Genomic DNA, 14,959 nt, shown 5'->3' with positions numbered 1-14,959 from the left:
GTCGGCCCGGTGAGGTGACGGAACGCTCACGGCCAGGACACACGAAGGTCGCGGCGCCCGCCCGCGTCTGACGCGTTCTCGCCCCCGCCCGGAACCCCGGCCCCCCGGGCACCGTCTGGCTCCTCGAAGGCGCACCGCGAGGGCGACAGGGGCGAGGGGACGGCTAGCGACATGGACCGGCGGACGTTTCTCACGGGCGGCGCCACCGCCCTCACCGCACTCACCGGATGCGCGCCGGGCGGCGACGGCTCCGCCCGGCCGGGGCCTTCCGGCTCCCGTGCCTCGGGGGTCTCCACCATGACCACGGCGTCCGTGAAGGCCGCCGCCGACTGGACCGCCCTCGCCCGCGACCTCGACGGCACCCTGGTCCGCCCCGGCGACGCCTCCTGGACCCCGGCCCGCCGCCTCTACAACACCCGCTTCGACACCCTGCGCCCGGCCGCCGTCGCCTACCCGGCCCACACCGCCGACCTCCGCACCCTGCTGGCGTACGCCCGTGCCCGCCGGACCAAGGTGGCGATCCGCAACGGCGGCCACTCCTACGCCGGTTACTCCTCCGGCGACGGCCGCCTGATCCTCGACGTGTCCGCGCTGAACCGGGTCAGCGCCTCGGGCGGGCACGCCGTGGTGGGCGCGGGGGCCAAGCTGATCGACGTGTACCGGACGCTGGCCGCCAAGGGCGCGACCATACCGGCCGGTTCCTGCCCGACGGTCGGGATATCCGGCCTGGTGCTCGGCGGCGGCCACGGTGTCGCCTCCCGCGCCTACGGCCTCACCTGCGACAGCCTCACCCAGGCCACCCTGGTCACGGCGGACGGCAGGACCCTCACCGCCGACGCCAGGGAGAACCCCGACCTGTTCTGGGCGCTGCGCGGCGCGGGCAACGGCAACTTCGGCGTCGTCACCGAGCTGCGCTTCACCACCCACCCCGCCCCGCAGGCCGTCACCGCCTCGCTGCGCTGGCCCTGGGCGAAGGCGGCGGCGGTGCTGAAAGCCTGGCAGGAGTGGGGGCCCGGCCAGCCGGACGAGATCTGGTCCGCCCTGCACCTGGAACGCGACCGGGGCCGCACCCCGACCGTCTCCGTCTCCTGCTTCTCCCTGGGCTCCCGGAGCGACCTGGAGAACGCGGTCGACCGCCTCGCCCACCGCGCGGGCGCCGACGCCTCCGCCGTCTCGCTGCGCCGCCACGGCTACGAGGAGGCGATGGAGATCTACGCGGGCTGCTCCGCCTTCGCCACCGACGCCCAGTGCCATCTGCCCGGCACCGCCCCCGGCCGCTCCCCGCGCGGCGCCCTGCACCGCGAGACCTACGCGGCCCGCTCCGACTTCTTCGACCGCTCGCTGTCCGCCGCGGGCGTGGACACCCTGCTGAAGCGGGTCGGCGCGATGTCCGGCGGCGCGGGCAGTGTGGCGCTCACCGCGCTGGGCGGCGCCGTCAACCGGGTCTCCCCCGCCGCGACCGCCTTCGTGCACCGCCGCTCCCGGATGCTGGCCCAGTACCTCGCCTCCTGGGACGCGGGCACCTCCGGCTCGGCCGCCCGCTCCTGGCTGGACTCCGTACACACCGCGATGCGCCCCCACGCCTCGGGCGCCGCCTACCAGAACTACACCGACGCCGCCCTGACCGACTGGCGCCGCGCCTACTACGGCAGCGCGGGCCCCCGGCTCGGCGAGGTGAAGAAGCGCTACGACCCGGACCGCTTCTTCGGGTACGCGCAGGGGCTGTGAGACACGAGAAGGCCGCGGCACCCGTGAGCGCCGCGGCCTTCTCGGTAAGTCTTCGGGCCCCCTAAGCGGCCAGGTCCTTCTCACCGGTCCCGGCAGGCTCGCGCCCGCCGGAGAACAGCGCGTCCCCGCGCTCCCCGCCCACCGGACGGGCACTCACCAGGCGTCCCGCGCGCGGGGATCGGGCGATGGCCCGCACCAGCGGGGTGAGCAGCGCCGTCGCGGGCGGGGAGAGCAGCAGCGCGACCGCCGTACCGAGGGCGAAGCCGCCGATCACGTCGGTCGGGTAGTGCACCCCCATGTAGACCCGGCAGAAGCCCTCCAGCAGGGCGAGCGCGATCCCGGCGATGCCGAACCGGCGGTTGGCGACGAAGAGGCCGACGCCGAGCGCCATGGTGATCGTCGCGTGGTCGCTGACGAAGGAGTAGTCGCTCTTGCCCGCGATCAGGACGTCGAGCCCCTGGTGGTCCAGGAACGGGCGGGGCCGCTCCACGAAGCCCCGGATGGGGACGTTCACCAGCACCGCGACGGCCGCCGCGAGCGGCGCCCAGACCAGCGCGGTCACCGAGGACACCGCGTCCGGGCCGCCCTTGCGCCGGACCGTCAGCCAGCACGCCAGGACCAGCAGGACCATGGCCACCGGCAGCCCGTACTCACCGACGAACTCCATGACCCGGTCGAACCAGTGCGGGGCGGCCTTCGCCAGACCGTTGATGTCGTACAGCAGCTCGACGTCGGGGTTCGATCCGGATTCGGCGAGTACAGCCATGGTGCTGCGGCCCCTTCGTCGTCTTACCGGACGCACCCAGTGTGCGTCGCGCCAACCCCCCGTGGGTCGTAGATCCGCTTCCGTTGCACTGGCGCACTGACGTCTGCTCGGCTACGTGAACAGGAACGCACAGCACCTGTGGATACGTTCCACCCTCCACCGAATGATCACTGAGACGTTATCGAAGAGATACCCGTACCCGCAGCTCAGGGGGTGGGTTGACGCTCCGCTACACCCGGGTGGGCAGCGCTTTCGCGCCATCCTCGGTGACCCGGGTGGCACCGAAGTAGTCACCCCCGTCGATCGGGTCGAACCGGATCACCGCACCCGTGCGCGGGGCGTCGATCATGTAGCCGCCGCCCACGTAGATGCCCACGTGGTGGATGGCCCGCGAGTCGTTCGGATCGTGCGAGAAGAACACCAGGTCACCGGGGAGCAGTTCGTTCCGCGCGGGGTGCGGTCCCGCGTTGTACTGGTCGTTCGCCACCCGCGGCAGCTTGATCCCGACCTGGTCGTACGACGCCTGCGTCAGCCCCGAGCAGTCGAACCGCCCGCTCTGCGCCGCCGTACCGGTGCCGCCCCACAGATACGGGGTGCCGAGCTTGCTCTGCGCGTAGGCGATGGCCCCGGCGGCCTGCCGGGAGGGGTCGACGCGGGTGACCGGCGCGGCGAAGCTCTTGGCGAGCGTCGTGATCGTCTTCACGTAGTTCCGCGTCTCCCGGTACGGCGGCACGCCCCCGTACCGGATGACCGCGTACGCGCCCGCGTTGTAGGAGGCGAGCATGTTGGCCGAGGCGTCACCGGGAACGTCCTTGACGTACTTGGCCAGTTCGCAGTCGTAGGAGGCGGCCGAGGGGATCGCGTCCGCCGGGTCCCACACGTCCCGGTCGCCGTCCCCGTCCCCGTCCACCCCGTGGGTGGCCCAGGTGCCGGGGATGAACTGCGCTATCCCCTGCGCCTTCGCGGGACTGCGCGCACCGGGGTTGAACCCGCTCTCCTGGTACAACTGGGCAGCCAGCAGGGCCGGGTTGATGGCGGGACAGAGATTGCCCCACTTCTGCACGAGCGTCTGGTACGCCGCCGGGACGGCCCCCTTGGCCAGCCCGACACCGCCGGTGGCGACCCCGCCCGCGAGGTTGCCCGCGACGATGTACACCCCGACGACGAGCAGCATCACGAAGCTCAGGCCGAGCCCGATCGCGGCGCCCCCGGCCACCCATACTTTGCGCACGGGTCAACCCTCCCCCATAAAGGGCCGGTTCAAGGCCGCTTTGCCCCCGTGGCCGACCCTCAGGCCAACAATTCGGCCTATCCGTGACCGTTCTGACGCCTGTTCTGACGCCCGTTCCGACGCCCTGTCAGGTACCGGTCGCCGTCCGGTACAGCGCGGCCGCCGCGCGCCCCAGCACCACGCTGTAGGAGACGTCCGCCGTCGAACCGCCCCGCTGGTGTCCGCCGAGCACCCCGACCACCTGCCCGGACCCGTTCAGCCACGGGCTCCCGCTGGTCCCGCCGGTGAAGCCGGGGCAGTGCACCCGCTGCTGGGTACGGCCGCGCGCCACCGGCCGGTCGGTGCACATCACCGGCGTCTCACGGGCGTCCGGCAGGCCGAAGAGGGTGACGGCACCCGCCCCGGGCGCGGTCCCGGCGGCGAACCGGTTCCCGCCGACCACGTCCTCGACCCGTCTGCCGTCCACCTCGCCGACGTGCGCGAAGGCCACGTCGCTGTCCTCGTCCTTGTCCGCCGTCCACCCCTCGGGCAGCACCCACTCCCCCACCGGCCACATCCCATGAGGGGCCCGGCCGTCCCGGTAGCCCGGCGCGAAGAACAGCCTGCCCGTGGTGTGGGTGACGCAGTGCGCGGCGGTGACGAGCAGATCGTGGGCGGGGCTGTGCACGACCGAGGCGGTGCAGAAATGGGCGCGCTCCGGCCGCCCCGCACGGTCCACGCCGAACAGCGCGCCCACCCGGGCGGTCCGCGCGTCGGCGGGCGCCGTGACGGTCACCTCGAGCGGGCCGCGCCCGTCATCGGCGGCCGCGACCGACGCCGAGGTCAGGGCGAGCATCACCACCGCGCCGAGCAGGGCGGGCCGCGAGGTGACCGGGTTGCGTGCGCTGCGCTTCATCAGTCCTCACTCTGTCCCCCCAGGGTGAGAAACCTGCCCGGCCGTCGCTGAGAATCTCCTGTGAACCGCTCCTCGTACCGACCCGCCATAGACCGGAGTGCCGTCCAACCTACCGGCGCCGGTCACACTCCGCCCGCCCAGCGGTCACACCCTGTCAACGTCCCCGGTCGCGGGCGCCCCGAGCCTCCAGTCCACCCCGGTCAGCTCCTCGGAGAGCGTCCACAGCCGCCGGGCGGCCACCGGATCGCTCGCCGCCGCGCTCCGGCCGACCAGCGCGGGGGCGCCGCGCATCTCACCGAGGCCGCCGGGGCCGACGTAGGACGCGCCGGGCAGGTCCTCGGTCGCCGCGTACAGGGTGGGCAGGGCGCCGCCCTTGTCGTCCTGGGCGAACACTTTGTTGCCGACGCCCATGAAGAGGCGGGCCAGCGGGCTGGCGGCATGGCTCTGGAGGTTGGTGGCCGCGTAGCCGGGGTGGGCGGCGAGGGCGCGCACCGGGGACCCCGCCTCGGCCAGGCGCCGCTGCAGCTCCAGGGTGAACAGGAGGTTGGCCAGCTTGGACTGGGCGTAGGCGCGGGTCGGGGTGTAGCGGCCGCGCAGGTTGACGTCGTCGAAGCTGATCCGGCCGTCCCCGGACCGGTGCATGGCCGACGAGACGGTCACCACGCGGTCGGTGACGTGCGGCAGCAGCAGGTTGGTCAGCGCGAAGTGGCCGAGGTGGTTGGTGCCGAACTGGGTCTCGAAGCCCTGCGCGGTCCGCCCCTCGGGGAGCATCATCACGCCCGCGTTGTTGACCAGCAGGTCCAGCGGCCGGTCCCACCCCTCGGCGAACTCGCGCACCGAGTCCAGGTCCGCCAGGTCCAGGCGGCGCACCTCGGTGCTCCCGCTCACCCGTCCCGCGGCGGCGGCGCCGCGCGCCGGGTCCCGCACCGCGAACACCACATGCGCCCCGGCCCGCGCCAGCGCGGCGGCGGCCATGAAGCCGATCCCGCTGTTGGCGCCGGTCACCACGGCCGTACGGCCGCTCAGATCGGGCAGACGGTCCACGTTCCACTGGCGCGCACCGCGCGCTTCGCTCGTATCGGCCATGGCCTCAATGTAGGCAACGCCAACAATGCTGTCAACGACAACAATGCAGCCACCGCCAACAAAGCTGGCGCCGACAACATCGGGATACGATGACCCGCATGCCGCGCATCTCCACCAGCCGCCCGTACCACCACGGCGACCTGCGCGCCGCCCTGCTGGAGAGCGCCGAACGCACCCTGCGCGAGAAGGGCGCCGCCGCCCTCTCCCTGCGCGAACTGGCCCGCGCCACCGGCGTCAGCCACGCCGCCCCCGGCCGCCACTTCAAGGACAAGCAGGCCCTCCTCGACGCCCTCGCCCTCGCGGGCTACCAGCGGCTGAACCAGGCCCTCACCGCCGCGACCGCCGACGACCCCGACGCGGACCTCCAGCGGCGCATGACCGCCCTCGCCCGCGCCTACCTCGGGTTCGCCGTCGACAACCCCGAGCTGCTGGAGCTGATGTTCGCGCGCAAGCACGACCCCGACAGCTCCGACCTGCTCGCCACCGCCGTCGACCAATCGCTCGGCACCCTCACCCGCACCTTCGTGGACGCCCAGGAACGCGGCGAGATCGTCCAGGGCGACCCCGAGCGCATCACCCTCGCCGCCGCCGCGAGCCTGCACGGCCTCGCCGCCCTCATCGCGGGCTGCGCCCTGGACGCCGACGAGGCCCTGGCCGGTCTTGACGACCACGTCCACCTGCTGCTGCACGGACTCAAACCGCGCTGACCCGGCGTGAGAACATCGTCTCGACGCCTCACCCGACCGGCCGTCAGAAACCGTGCCGGGAAGCCGAAGGGCCGTAAAAGAGCCCAACGACGGAACCACACCACAGGTTTCGCTCCCGCGTCATTGCCCGGCGTGACCTGCCGTGATACACAGAGTGACCGTACGCGCCAAATGTACGAGACCCGCCTGTGAATGCCGCCAAGTCGACATACGACGGCGACGTTGTCGGCGACAATGAGTCCCAACCTCTGCACACCGCAGAGGAGCGGCACAACTACCCATCAGGGGCGGTGACTTACATGTTCTTTGCGGCCGACAAGGGAGACATCAACACCATCATCGGCGGAATCGCCCCGGACTGGGGGCCTTTCGGCAGCCTGGGCAACGAGGCGAAGGTGATGATCGAGGTGGTGATGGCCGTCGCCATCCTGCTCTGCCTCGGCATCGCCATCTGGGGCGCGGCCAAACAGCGCATCGGCGCCACCGCCCTGCGGGACACCTTCAGCGCGGAACAGGGCAAGGGACTCATCATCGCGGGCCTCACCGGGGTCTTCATCATCGGCTCCCTCGGCACGCTGTTCACCATCGTGTACGGCATGGCCGTCTGACGCCCAGGCTCGAGGTTGCGTTTCCCTGATGTCCAGTCACCACACCGCGCCCGCGCGAGGGCCAGCCCGGCTACCGTCGTATGAACACGAGGCGGAGAGGGCGGACGCGGCATGAGCACCTCAGGCGAGCACGGTTACCCCGACACCGGGCACACCCGCACCCACCTCCCCGGCGGCGACCCCTACGGCGGCGCCCCCCGCCGCACCCCCCGCTCCTCCTCCCGCAGCCTCATCACCGTCGTCGGCGTAGTCGTCCTCCTCATCGCAGCCATCGCCTTCGCCAACCGCGACAACTCCTCCACCCCGAACACCCCGGCCAAGGGCGGCGCCCCCCACCAACCAGCCGCCCCCACCGCCGCCTCCGGCACCACCCCGGTCCCCACCACCGAAAACGGCATCCCCACCCACTTCCCCCACACCCAACAGGGCGCGGAGAGCGCGGCGGCGAACTATGCGGTGGCACTGGGGTCTGACGGCATGTTCAACACCGCCCGACGGCACGCGATCGTGCAGACCATCGCCGTCCCCAGCTCCGCCAGCCGACTTCAGTCCGGATTCGACGCGGATTACTCCGCTGCCTTCCTCAAGAAGGTCGGACTGACCGACGAGGGCAACGCCCCCGCGGGCAGCACCTTCGTGAACCGCACGCTCCCCGCAGGCTCCAAGGTCACCTCGTTCAGCGACAGCGCCGCCACCGTCGAGGTGTGGTGCAACGGCATGTTCGGCCTCGCCGGGGACAGCTCGACGAACCCGGTGACGAGCAGTTGGTTCACCGTGACGCTGAAGCTTCGCTGGAGCGACAACGACTGGAAGGTCCTCGGTTCCAGCCAGCGGACCGGCCCCACCCCGGTCACCGGTGACAACCCGGTGTCCGGAGCCGATGAGATCAGCAAGGCGGTCCAGGAGTTCGGAGGCTTCACCTATGCCCGGTAGCCAGCACCGCGCGCTCAAGCTCATCGGCTTGGTCGCCGCGATTCAGACCGCCACCGTGCTCTTCGCCGCGAACGTCATGGCTGCCCCCAGCCCGACCCCCACGAAGAGCGGGGACCCCTGCGCGCTGATCGCCGGCCCCGCCAAGAAGTACTGCGAACAGAACAACCACGGCGGCGGCACCCCCCGCAAGGGCCTCACCACCGACAACCCCCTCACCTCCTCCCTCGACCCCCTCGCCTCGCTGGCCAAGGGCTGCGCGGACGCCGCGTCGTGGACGATCGGGAAGCTGAGCGACGCCGTGAAGGAGACCGCGAACGTCGACTTCACGAACCAGAAGTTCCTCCAGCAGTACGCGGTGGTCTTCGCCGCCTCGACCATCCTCACCCTCGTCCTGTGGCTCCTGGCCGTGGCCAAGCGAGCGGTACGCGGCGTCCCCCTCACCACCGCCATCTCCGAAGCCGTCGGCTTCCTCTGGCTCACGGTGCTGGCCTCCGCCTTCACCCCCCTGATCCTCTACACCGTCGTCTCCGCAGCGGACGGCGTCACCGACGTCCTGGCGAAAGCCACCGGCGACCAGGCCGACACCTTCTTCGGCACCTTCTCCGGCGCCCTGGAGAAGGGCGACGACATCGGCGGCGGCCCCATCATGCTGATCGTCGTCTCCCTGGTCAGCATCCTCGCCGCAGGCGTCCTCTGGCTCGAACTCGTCATCCGCGCCGCCCTGCTCTACGTCGGCGCCCTCCTCGGCACCGTCGTCTACGCGGGCCTCGTCGACAAGAACCTGTGGGGCCACGTCCGCCGCTGGGCGGGCATCATGATCGCCGTCATCATGGTCAAACCGGTCATCGTCATCGTCCTCGGCCTCGCGGGCGCCCTCTCCGGCGCCAGCGGCCCCGACGCCTTCGGCGCCGTCGTCTCCGGCCTCTCCATCATCCTGCTCGCCATCTTCGCCAGCGCGATGATCTACCGCTTCGTCCCCGGCTTCGGCGACGAGATCGCGGGCTCCCGCAACAACCGCATCATGCAGGGCGCCGAGGGCAAGGCCGCCGCCGTCATCAGCTCCCCCGCCACCCTCGTCGCCCAGGGCATCAAGACCCACAGCACCCGCGCCGACAGCAACGCGGGCGGCGGCGGACAGAGCGCGAGCACCCCCCGCCCCGCCAACCCCGCCTCCGGCGGCGTCGCCGCCCACAGCGGCCGCACCCCCCAGAGCGGCTCGGCCCCCGCCGCCGCCCCCGCACCCCGCGCCCCCAGCCCGGTCAACACCCCGCACGCAGGCAACACCCGCAACAGCAGCACCAACCGCTCTGGAGGTGAAGGGCGTTGACGACCGAGGCCCACCTGTCCCATCCGGTCACGCCCCGCCGTACCTATCTCATCGGCCGCGCCCGGCCCAACGCGATCGTCGGCCGCAACCGCGAGTCCGGCGAGATCGCCCTGATCGTCGTCGGCGCGTTCCTCGGCATGATGTGCGGCCTCCTCGTCCCCGCCCTCCCCCTGCGCATCGCCCTCCTCAGCGGCTTCCCGATGCTCGCGGTCGCCGCGGTCTACGTGCCGTACAAGCGCCGCACCTTCTACAAGTGGTTCGAGATCAACCGGTCCTACAAGCGCACCGTCAAGCGCGAGGCCGTCTACCGCTCCCCCGTCATGGAGTCCGGCATCCGGCTCGACGGCCGCGAGGTCGAGATCGGCCCGCCCCCCGGCATCGGCCGCATCAACTGGCTCGCCGCCCCCTTCGGCCCCGACGAGATCGCCGTACTGCTGCACGCCGACCGCAAGACCGTCACCGCCGCCATCGAGATCGAGGGCCCCGGCGTCGGCCTGCGGGACTCCGAGGACCAGGAAGCCCTCGTCGACCGCTTCGGCACCCTCCTCAAGCACGTGGCCAACGGCGACGGCTTCGTCACCCGCATCCAGATGCTCGCCCGCACGCTGCCCGCCGACCCCGACGCCCACGCCAAGGACGTCGTCCTGCGCGGCGACGGCCGCTCCCCCGAGTGGCTCCAGCACTCCTACGACCAGCTCCAGTCCATGGTCTCCACCAGCAGCGAGCAGCACCGCGCCTACCTCGTCGCCTGCATGAGCTACAACCGCGACCTGGCCGCCGAGGCCCACGCCATGGCCCGCGCCGCCCGCCCCCAGGCAGGCCGCAAGCTCGACCGCGACGCCGGACTCGCCATCGTCATGGCCCGCGAGCTGACCGACATCTGCTCCCGCCTCCAGGAAGCCGACATCCGGGTCCGCCAGCCCCTCGGACAGGGCCGCCTCTCCTCCCTGATCCACTCCATGTACGACCCGGACCACCCCATCGACCACATCCAGGCCATGACCCAGCGCAACGCCTGGCCCGCCGAGCTGAACGCCATGGAGCCCACCTACCTCCAGGCCAAGACCCGCGAGTCCACCACCCGCGCCCCCTGGTGTCACGCCACCGCCTGGGTGAAGGAGTGGCCGATGACTCCCGTCGGCGTCAACTTCCTCGCCCCGCTCCTCGTCCACACCCCGGACGTCATCCGCACCGTCGCCGTCACCATGGACCTCGAACCCACCGAGGTCGCCATCGAGCGCATGCTGACGGAGAAGACCAACGACGAGGCCGAGGCATCACGCGCGGCCAAGATGAACCGCACCGTCGACCCGCGCGACGTCGCCGCCCACTCCCGCCTCGACCAGCGCGGCGAGGACCTCGCCAGCGGAGCCGCGGGCGTCAACCTCGTCGGCTACATCACCGTCTCCGCGCGCTCCCCCGAGGCTCTCAACCGCGACAAGCGCACCATCCGCGCCTCGGCGGGCAAGTCGTACCTGAAGCTGGAGTGGTGCGACCGCGAGCACCACCGCGCGTTCGTGAACACCCTCCCGTTCGCCACCGGCATCCGAAGGTAGAGGCTCTCCATGCGAGATCCGCTGTCCGTCCTGACCGACGCCTTCACGTCCTTCCTCTTCGGGAAGGTCGAGACCACCCGGCTCCCGGTGCGCACCTCCACCGGGCAGGCCCAGGCGGTCTACCTGCCGACGGCCGCACCCGGCCTCGGCGACTCCGGCGTCATCATCGGCCGCGAGGTCTACTCCGGGAAGGGCTACATCTACGACCCCTTCCAGCTGTACGGCCAGCAGCTCCCCGCCCCGCACTGGCTGGTCCTCGGCGAGTCCGGCAACGGCAAGTCCGCGCTGGAGAAGACGTACGTCCTGCGCCAGCTCCGCTTCAAGGACCGTCAGGTCGTCGTCCTGGACGCCCAGGGCGAGGACGGCGTCGGCGAATGGAACCTCATCGCGGAGGAGCTGGGGATAACCCCCATCCGGCTCGACCCGACCGCCGCGCTCAACCACGGCATCCGGCTCAACCCGCTCGACCCCGCGATCACCACCACGGGCCAGCTCGCGCTGCTCCGCACGATCATCGAGGTCGCGCTCGGCCACGGCCTGGACGAACGCTCCGGCTTCGCCCTCAAGGTCGCGCACTCCTACGTCAACGAGACCATCGTCGACCGCCAGCCCGTCCTGACCGACATCGTCGAGCAGCTCCGCCACCCCGAGCCGGAGTCCGCCGAGGCGATGAACGTCGCCATAGACGACGTACGCGCCTGGGGCCTGGACGTCGCCCTGGTCATCGACCGGCTCGTCGACGGCGACCTGCGCGGCATGTTCGACGGCCCCACCACGGTCGGCATCGACCTGGACGCCCCGCTGATCGTCTTCGACCTCTCGCACATCGACCGCAACTCCATCGCCATGCCCATCCTGATGGCGATCGTCGGTGTGTGGCTGGAACACACCTGGATCAGGCCGGACCGCAAGAAGCGCATCTTCCTGGTCGAGGAAGCCTGGCACATCATCAACAGCCCCTTCGTGGCCCAGCTGTTCCAGCGGCTGCTGAAGTTCGGCCGCCGTCTCGGCCTGTCCTTCGTCGCCGTCGTCCACCACCTCTCCGACGTGGTCGACGGCGCGGCGGCGAAGGAGGCGGCCGCGATCCTCAAGATGGCCTCCACCAGGACCATCTACGCCCAGAAGGCCGACGAGGCCAGAGCCACCGGCCGGGTCCTCGGCCTACCCCGCTGGGCCGTCGAGATCATCCCGACACTCACCCCCGGCATCGCGGTCTGGGACGTCAACGGCAACGTCCAGGTGGTCAAACACCTGGTCACCGAGACGGAACGCGCACTGGTCTTCACCGACCGCGCGATGACCCAGTCCTCCGACGACCTCGCCGACGACGCCCTGCGCGCCGCCGAGCTGGAGGCCGAGCAACGGGCCGCGGCCTTCGTGGAACAGCACGTGGCCGACTCCGAATCGACGGTGGCGTAGGGAGGAAGAGAGTGCGAACGGACGAGCGGGGCGGCCGGAACACCGGACACGCGGGCCAGAGCGGCGGCATCCCGGACGGCCTGCTGGTCGGCCTGCTCGGCTTCCTCCTGGGCATGACGGTGCTGGTCTGGACGGCGACCGGCCTGGCCGCCCTCTTCGCCCGAGGCGCCTGGCCGACCCCGCTCGCCTTCACCCGCACCCCGCTGGCCATACGCCACCTCGTCGCCCAGCCGCACGACATCACCGGCGCCTGGGCGGGCACCCCACCGGCCCAGCTCCCCGGCTGGGGCCTGTTCTGGGGCCTGTTCATCGGCCAGCTGCTGATCCTGCTCGTCCTGACCGTCTTCGCCCTCGGCACGGTGGCCCGCTGGCGCGCGGGGCGGGTACGGAGGCACGGGCGGCCCGCGGAGACCCCTGTGCCGGAACAAGTGCCGGAGAAGGCGCCGGAGACGGTTCCCGAGCCCCGCGCCGAGCAGCCGGTCCCCACGGCACCACCCGCGCCCATCGTGGAACAACTCACACCCGAAGTCCCGGCTCCCCAGGGCCCCCTGCGCTACGCCACCCCCGAGACCCGCCACGCCGCCGCCACCGCGGCCCTCCAGGACGCCCCCGGCCCCGCACTGGTCGTCACCTCGAACCCGGCGCTGTGGCAGGAGACCAAGGACGCGCGGGCCAAGCTCGGCCCCGTCCTCCTCTACGACCCCACCCACCGCTGCGACACCCCGGCCCGCCTGCACTGGTCCCCCACCGCGGGCTGCGAGGACCGCGCCACCGCCCTGAGCCGGGCCACGGCACTCCTCGCCCCCGTCCGGCCCACGGCCCGCATCGACCAGGCCGTCACCGACACCGCCACCACCCTGCTGCGCAGCTACCTGCACGCCGCCGCACTGGACGGCCGCACCATCCGCCACGTCCACCGCTGGACCCAGGGCACCCAGCTCCAGGACGCGGTACGCACCCTGCGCACCCACCCCAAGGCGGCCCCCGGCTCGGCGGGTGAGCTGGAGGCGGCCCTCACCTCGTATCCGGAACGCCGGGACATCGCGCAGGAGTTGACCAGCCGGGCGCTGTCCGCGCTCCTCACGGTCAACATCCGGGAATCCTGCACCCCACACCGAACCGACACGCTCGCCCTGGATTCCTTCGTCCACGAAGGGGGCACGCTTTATGTGGTCGGTGAACCCATCGAGGACCCCAGGACACGACCGGGCGCGATGCCCCTGCTGACGGCCCTCGTCTCCAGCGTGGTCGAGCACGGCCGGCGCATGGCCGAACGGTCATCCTCCGGTCGGCTCGACCCACCACTCACCCTGATCCTGGACGACGTGGCAGCGGTAGCCCCCGTCCCCCAGCTCCCCGACCTGCTCACCACCGGCCCGGCCCAGGGCCTGCCCACACTGGCCCTGCTCCGCTCCCGCGAACAGGCCCGCGCCCGCTGGCCCCACGAGGACCTCGACCTACCGCTCTAGCGCGAACTCCAGCTCCCGCTCGTCCTCGTTCTTCGAGAACGACAACACCAGCCCGGTCGGCTTGAACCCGGCCCGCAGATAGGCCCCCTGAGCCCGCGGATTGTCGGCGTGCACGAAGAGCCGCACCCGCTCCGCCCCCTGCTCCCACGCCCACGCGACACCGGCGTCCAGCAACTCCTGGATCAGCCCGTTCCCCCGGTGCTCCGGCCGCACGAACACCCCGACGACATGCCCTTGCTGCCGCTCGACCGCGTTCCCAGCCCAATCATTCCCCCCGGCCTCCTCCAGAAGCACGGTGACCGACCCGACCCACTCCCCACCGGGCGCCTCAGCCACGAACTGCCGCACCCCGGGCTTCCGGGCGGCCCGCTCCTGCCAGAACGAATCCGGCCGAACAGCGGCGTCCTCATACGTCTCCAGAAACGCGAGATGCGCGACAGGGTCCCGCAACGCGTCGAGCCGCAACCGCTTCACATCCCCCCACTCCTCCGCGCGCACAGACCGGACCACATACCCCTGACCACCATCAACTCCCATGCCGCCCACGGTAATACGCCCGTACAGTGACCCCCATGACAATTTTCCCCGACCGTGACCGCACAGCGCTGCTCGTCATCGACGTCCAGAACGACGTGGTGGCCGACAACCACGACCGCGACGGCGTCATCGCCCGCATCAACACCCTCATCGATAAGGCCCGCGCGGAGGACGTGCCGGTGATCTGGGTACAGCACAATGACGACGAATTGTGGCGGGACAGCGCCGGCTGGGAATTCGTCCCCGAGCTGCAGCGCCGCGAGGACGAGCCCCTCGTGCACAAGAGCTACCGAGACTCCTTCGAAGACACCGACCTGGAGTCCGTCTTGGCCGAGCACCGCGTGGGCCGGCTCGTCGTCACGGGCGCACAGACCGACTTCTGCGTCCGCTCCACGCTCCAGGGAGCCCTGGTCCGCGGCTACGACGCGCTTCTCGTCGCCGACGCACACACCACGGAGGATCTCAGCGCATACGGCGCTCCGACCCCGGAGCTGGTGATCGCCCACACCAACTTGTACTGGGGCGGCCAGCATGCCCCCGGCCGCAAGGGCGGAACCGTGAATACGACCGAGGTGGTCTTCTAGTTCCCTTACCTTTCGGGCCCGGAACGCAGAAAACCCCCGCACCAAATGGTGCGGGGGTTTCCCTAAAAATTGTTCGGCGGCGTCCTACTCTCCCACAGGGTCCCCCCTGCAGT

Annotated in this window: 14 protein-coding genes; 9 read left to right on the top strand and 5 right to left on the bottom strand. The window is 71.4% G+C overall.

Features of this window, described 5'->3' with window-relative positions:
* The first annotated feature begins 171 nt into the window (after positions 1–171).
* Positions 172–1,728, top strand: coding sequence for an FAD-binding oxidoreductase (locus tag ACI2LY_RS25595; RefSeq protein ID WP_404709199.1), 1,557 nt, complete (start codon positions 172–174; stop codon positions 1,726–1,728).
* Positions 1,729–1,789: 61 nt separating this feature from the next.
* Here the strand turns inward: ACI2LY_RS25595 and ACI2LY_RS25590 are convergent, their stop codons facing one another.
* The 4 genes from ACI2LY_RS25590 to ACI2LY_RS25575 form a co-directional block, all read right to left on the bottom strand.
* A complete protein-coding gene (locus ACI2LY_RS25590) occupies positions 1,790–2,494 on the bottom strand; it encodes a phosphatase PAP2 family protein (protein ID WP_393914262.1) in 705 nt (234 codons plus the stop codon).
* A 229-nt stretch (positions 2,495–2,723) separates the two neighbouring features.
* Positions 2,724–3,668: an NlpC/P60 family protein gene (locus tag ACI2LY_RS25585; RefSeq protein WP_389005428.1), complete on the bottom strand. Its 945-nt coding sequence runs from the start codon at positions 3,666–3,668 to the stop codon at positions 2,724–2,726.
* A gap of 184 nt (positions 3,669–3,852) precedes the next feature.
* Positions 3,853–4,620, bottom strand: a complete 768-nt coding sequence (locus ACI2LY_RS25580) for a trypsin-like serine peptidase (protein ID WP_404709198.1) — start codon at positions 4,618–4,620, stop codon at positions 3,853–3,855.
* A gap of 144 nt (positions 4,621–4,764) precedes the next feature.
* A complete protein-coding gene (locus ACI2LY_RS25575) occupies positions 4,765–5,706 on the bottom strand; it encodes an oxidoreductase (RefSeq protein WP_404709197.1) in 942 nt (313 codons plus the stop codon).
* 98 nt (positions 5,707–5,804) lie between these two features.
* Here ACI2LY_RS25575 and ACI2LY_RS25570 point away from each other — a divergent pair, with 98 nt between their 5' ends.
* From ACI2LY_RS25570 to ACI2LY_RS25540, 7 genes are all read left to right on the top strand, one after another.
* Entirely contained in the window at positions 5,805–6,413 is a 609-nt protein-coding gene (locus ACI2LY_RS25570) for a TetR/AcrR family transcriptional regulator (RefSeq protein WP_404709196.1), read from the top strand.
* Between the two features lie 299 nt (positions 6,414–6,712).
* Positions 6,713–7,021, top strand: coding sequence for a hypothetical protein (locus ACI2LY_RS25565; protein ID WP_356777353.1), 309 nt, complete (start codon positions 6,713–6,715; stop codon positions 7,019–7,021).
* Between the two features lie 111 nt (positions 7,022–7,132).
* Positions 7,133–7,954, top strand: a complete 822-nt coding sequence (locus tag ACI2LY_RS25560; protein WP_404709195.1) for a hypothetical protein — start codon at positions 7,133–7,135, stop codon at positions 7,952–7,954.
* Positions 7,944–9,281 (top strand): hypothetical protein, encoded by a 1,338-nt coding sequence (locus ACI2LY_RS25555; RefSeq protein ID WP_404709194.1) that lies wholly within the window; start codon positions 7,944–7,946, stop codon positions 9,279–9,281. Before ACI2LY_RS25560 ends, ACI2LY_RS25555 begins: the two co-directional genes overlap by 11 nt.
* Entirely contained in the window at positions 9,278–10,837 is a 1,560-nt protein-coding gene (locus tag ACI2LY_RS25550) for an SCO6880 family protein (protein WP_404709193.1), read from the top strand. Before ACI2LY_RS25555 ends, ACI2LY_RS25550 begins: the two co-directional genes overlap by 4 nt.
* A 9-nt stretch (positions 10,838–10,846) precedes the next feature.
* Positions 10,847–12,256 carry an ATP-binding protein gene (locus ACI2LY_RS25545; RefSeq protein ID WP_393914269.1) on the top strand — a complete coding sequence of 470 codons (1,410 nt, stop codon included), beginning with the start codon at positions 10,847–10,849 and terminating at the stop codon, positions 12,254–12,256.
* A gap of 11 nt (positions 12,257–12,267) precedes the next feature.
* The gene (locus tag ACI2LY_RS25540; protein ID WP_404709192.1) at positions 12,268–13,725 is read left to right on the top strand and encodes a type VI secretion protein; all 1,458 of its coding nucleotides are present in this window, start codon (positions 12,268–12,270) and stop codon (positions 13,723–13,725) included.
* Here the strand turns inward: ACI2LY_RS25540 and ACI2LY_RS25535 are convergent.
* A complete protein-coding gene (locus ACI2LY_RS25535) occupies positions 13,714–14,199 on the bottom strand; it encodes a GNAT family N-acetyltransferase (protein WP_404709191.1) in 486 nt (161 codons plus the stop codon). The two genes, ACI2LY_RS25540 and ACI2LY_RS25535, sit on opposite strands and share 12 nt — an antisense overlap.
* 98 nt (positions 14,200–14,297) lie before the next feature.
* Between ACI2LY_RS25535 and ACI2LY_RS25530 the strand changes: the two genes are divergently transcribed.
* Positions 14,298–14,846: a cysteine hydrolase family protein gene (locus ACI2LY_RS25530; protein ID WP_393914272.1), complete on the top strand. Its 549-nt coding sequence runs from the start codon at positions 14,298–14,300 to the stop codon at positions 14,844–14,846.
* Positions 14,847–14,959: the final 113 nt, after the last annotated feature.

The sequence above is a fragment of the Streptomyces sp. NPDC002176 genome (assembly GCF_044903645.1).
Classification (GTDB): Bacteria; Actinomycetota; Actinomycetes; order Streptomycetales; family Streptomycetaceae; genus Streptomyces.
Note: the sequence above shows the minus strand (reverse complement) of the source record. Positions and strands in the feature narration are given on the sequence as shown.

Coding starts and splice junctions, on each gene's coding strand:
- ACI2LY_RS25595 (WP_404709199.1), top strand. CDS start 172: ATGGACCGGCGGACGTTTCTCACGGGCGGCGCCACCGCCCTCACCGCA.
- ACI2LY_RS25590 (WP_393914262.1), bottom strand. CDS start 2,494: ATGGCTGTACTCGCCGAATCCGGATCGAACCCCGACGTCGAGCTGCTG.
- ACI2LY_RS25585 (WP_389005428.1), bottom strand. CDS start 3,668: ATGCTGCTCGTCGTCGGGGTGTACATCGTCGCGGGCAACCTCGCGGGC.
- ACI2LY_RS25580 (WP_404709198.1), bottom strand. CDS start 4,620: ATGAAGCGCAGCGCACGCAACCCGGTCACCTCGCGGCCCGCCCTGCTC.
- ACI2LY_RS25575 (WP_404709197.1), bottom strand. CDS start 5,706: ATGGCCGATACGAGCGAAGCGCGCGGTGCGCGCCAGTGGAACGTGGAC.
- ACI2LY_RS25570 (WP_404709196.1), top strand. CDS start 5,805: ATGCCGCGCATCTCCACCAGCCGCCCGTACCACCACGGCGACCTGCGC.
- ACI2LY_RS25565 (WP_356777353.1), top strand. CDS start 6,713: ATGTTCTTTGCGGCCGACAAGGGAGACATCAACACCATCATCGGCGGA.
- ACI2LY_RS25560 (WP_404709195.1), top strand. CDS start 7,133: ATGAGCACCTCAGGCGAGCACGGTTACCCCGACACCGGGCACACCCGC.
- ACI2LY_RS25555 (WP_404709194.1), top strand. CDS start 7,944: ATGCCCGGTAGCCAGCACCGCGCGCTCAAGCTCATCGGCTTGGTCGCC.
- ACI2LY_RS25545 (WP_393914269.1), top strand. CDS start 10,847: ATGCGAGATCCGCTGTCCGTCCTGACCGACGCCTTCACGTCCTTCCTC.
- ACI2LY_RS25530 (WP_393914272.1), top strand. CDS start 14,298: ATGACAATTTTCCCCGACCGTGACCGCACAGCGCTGCTCGTCATCGAC.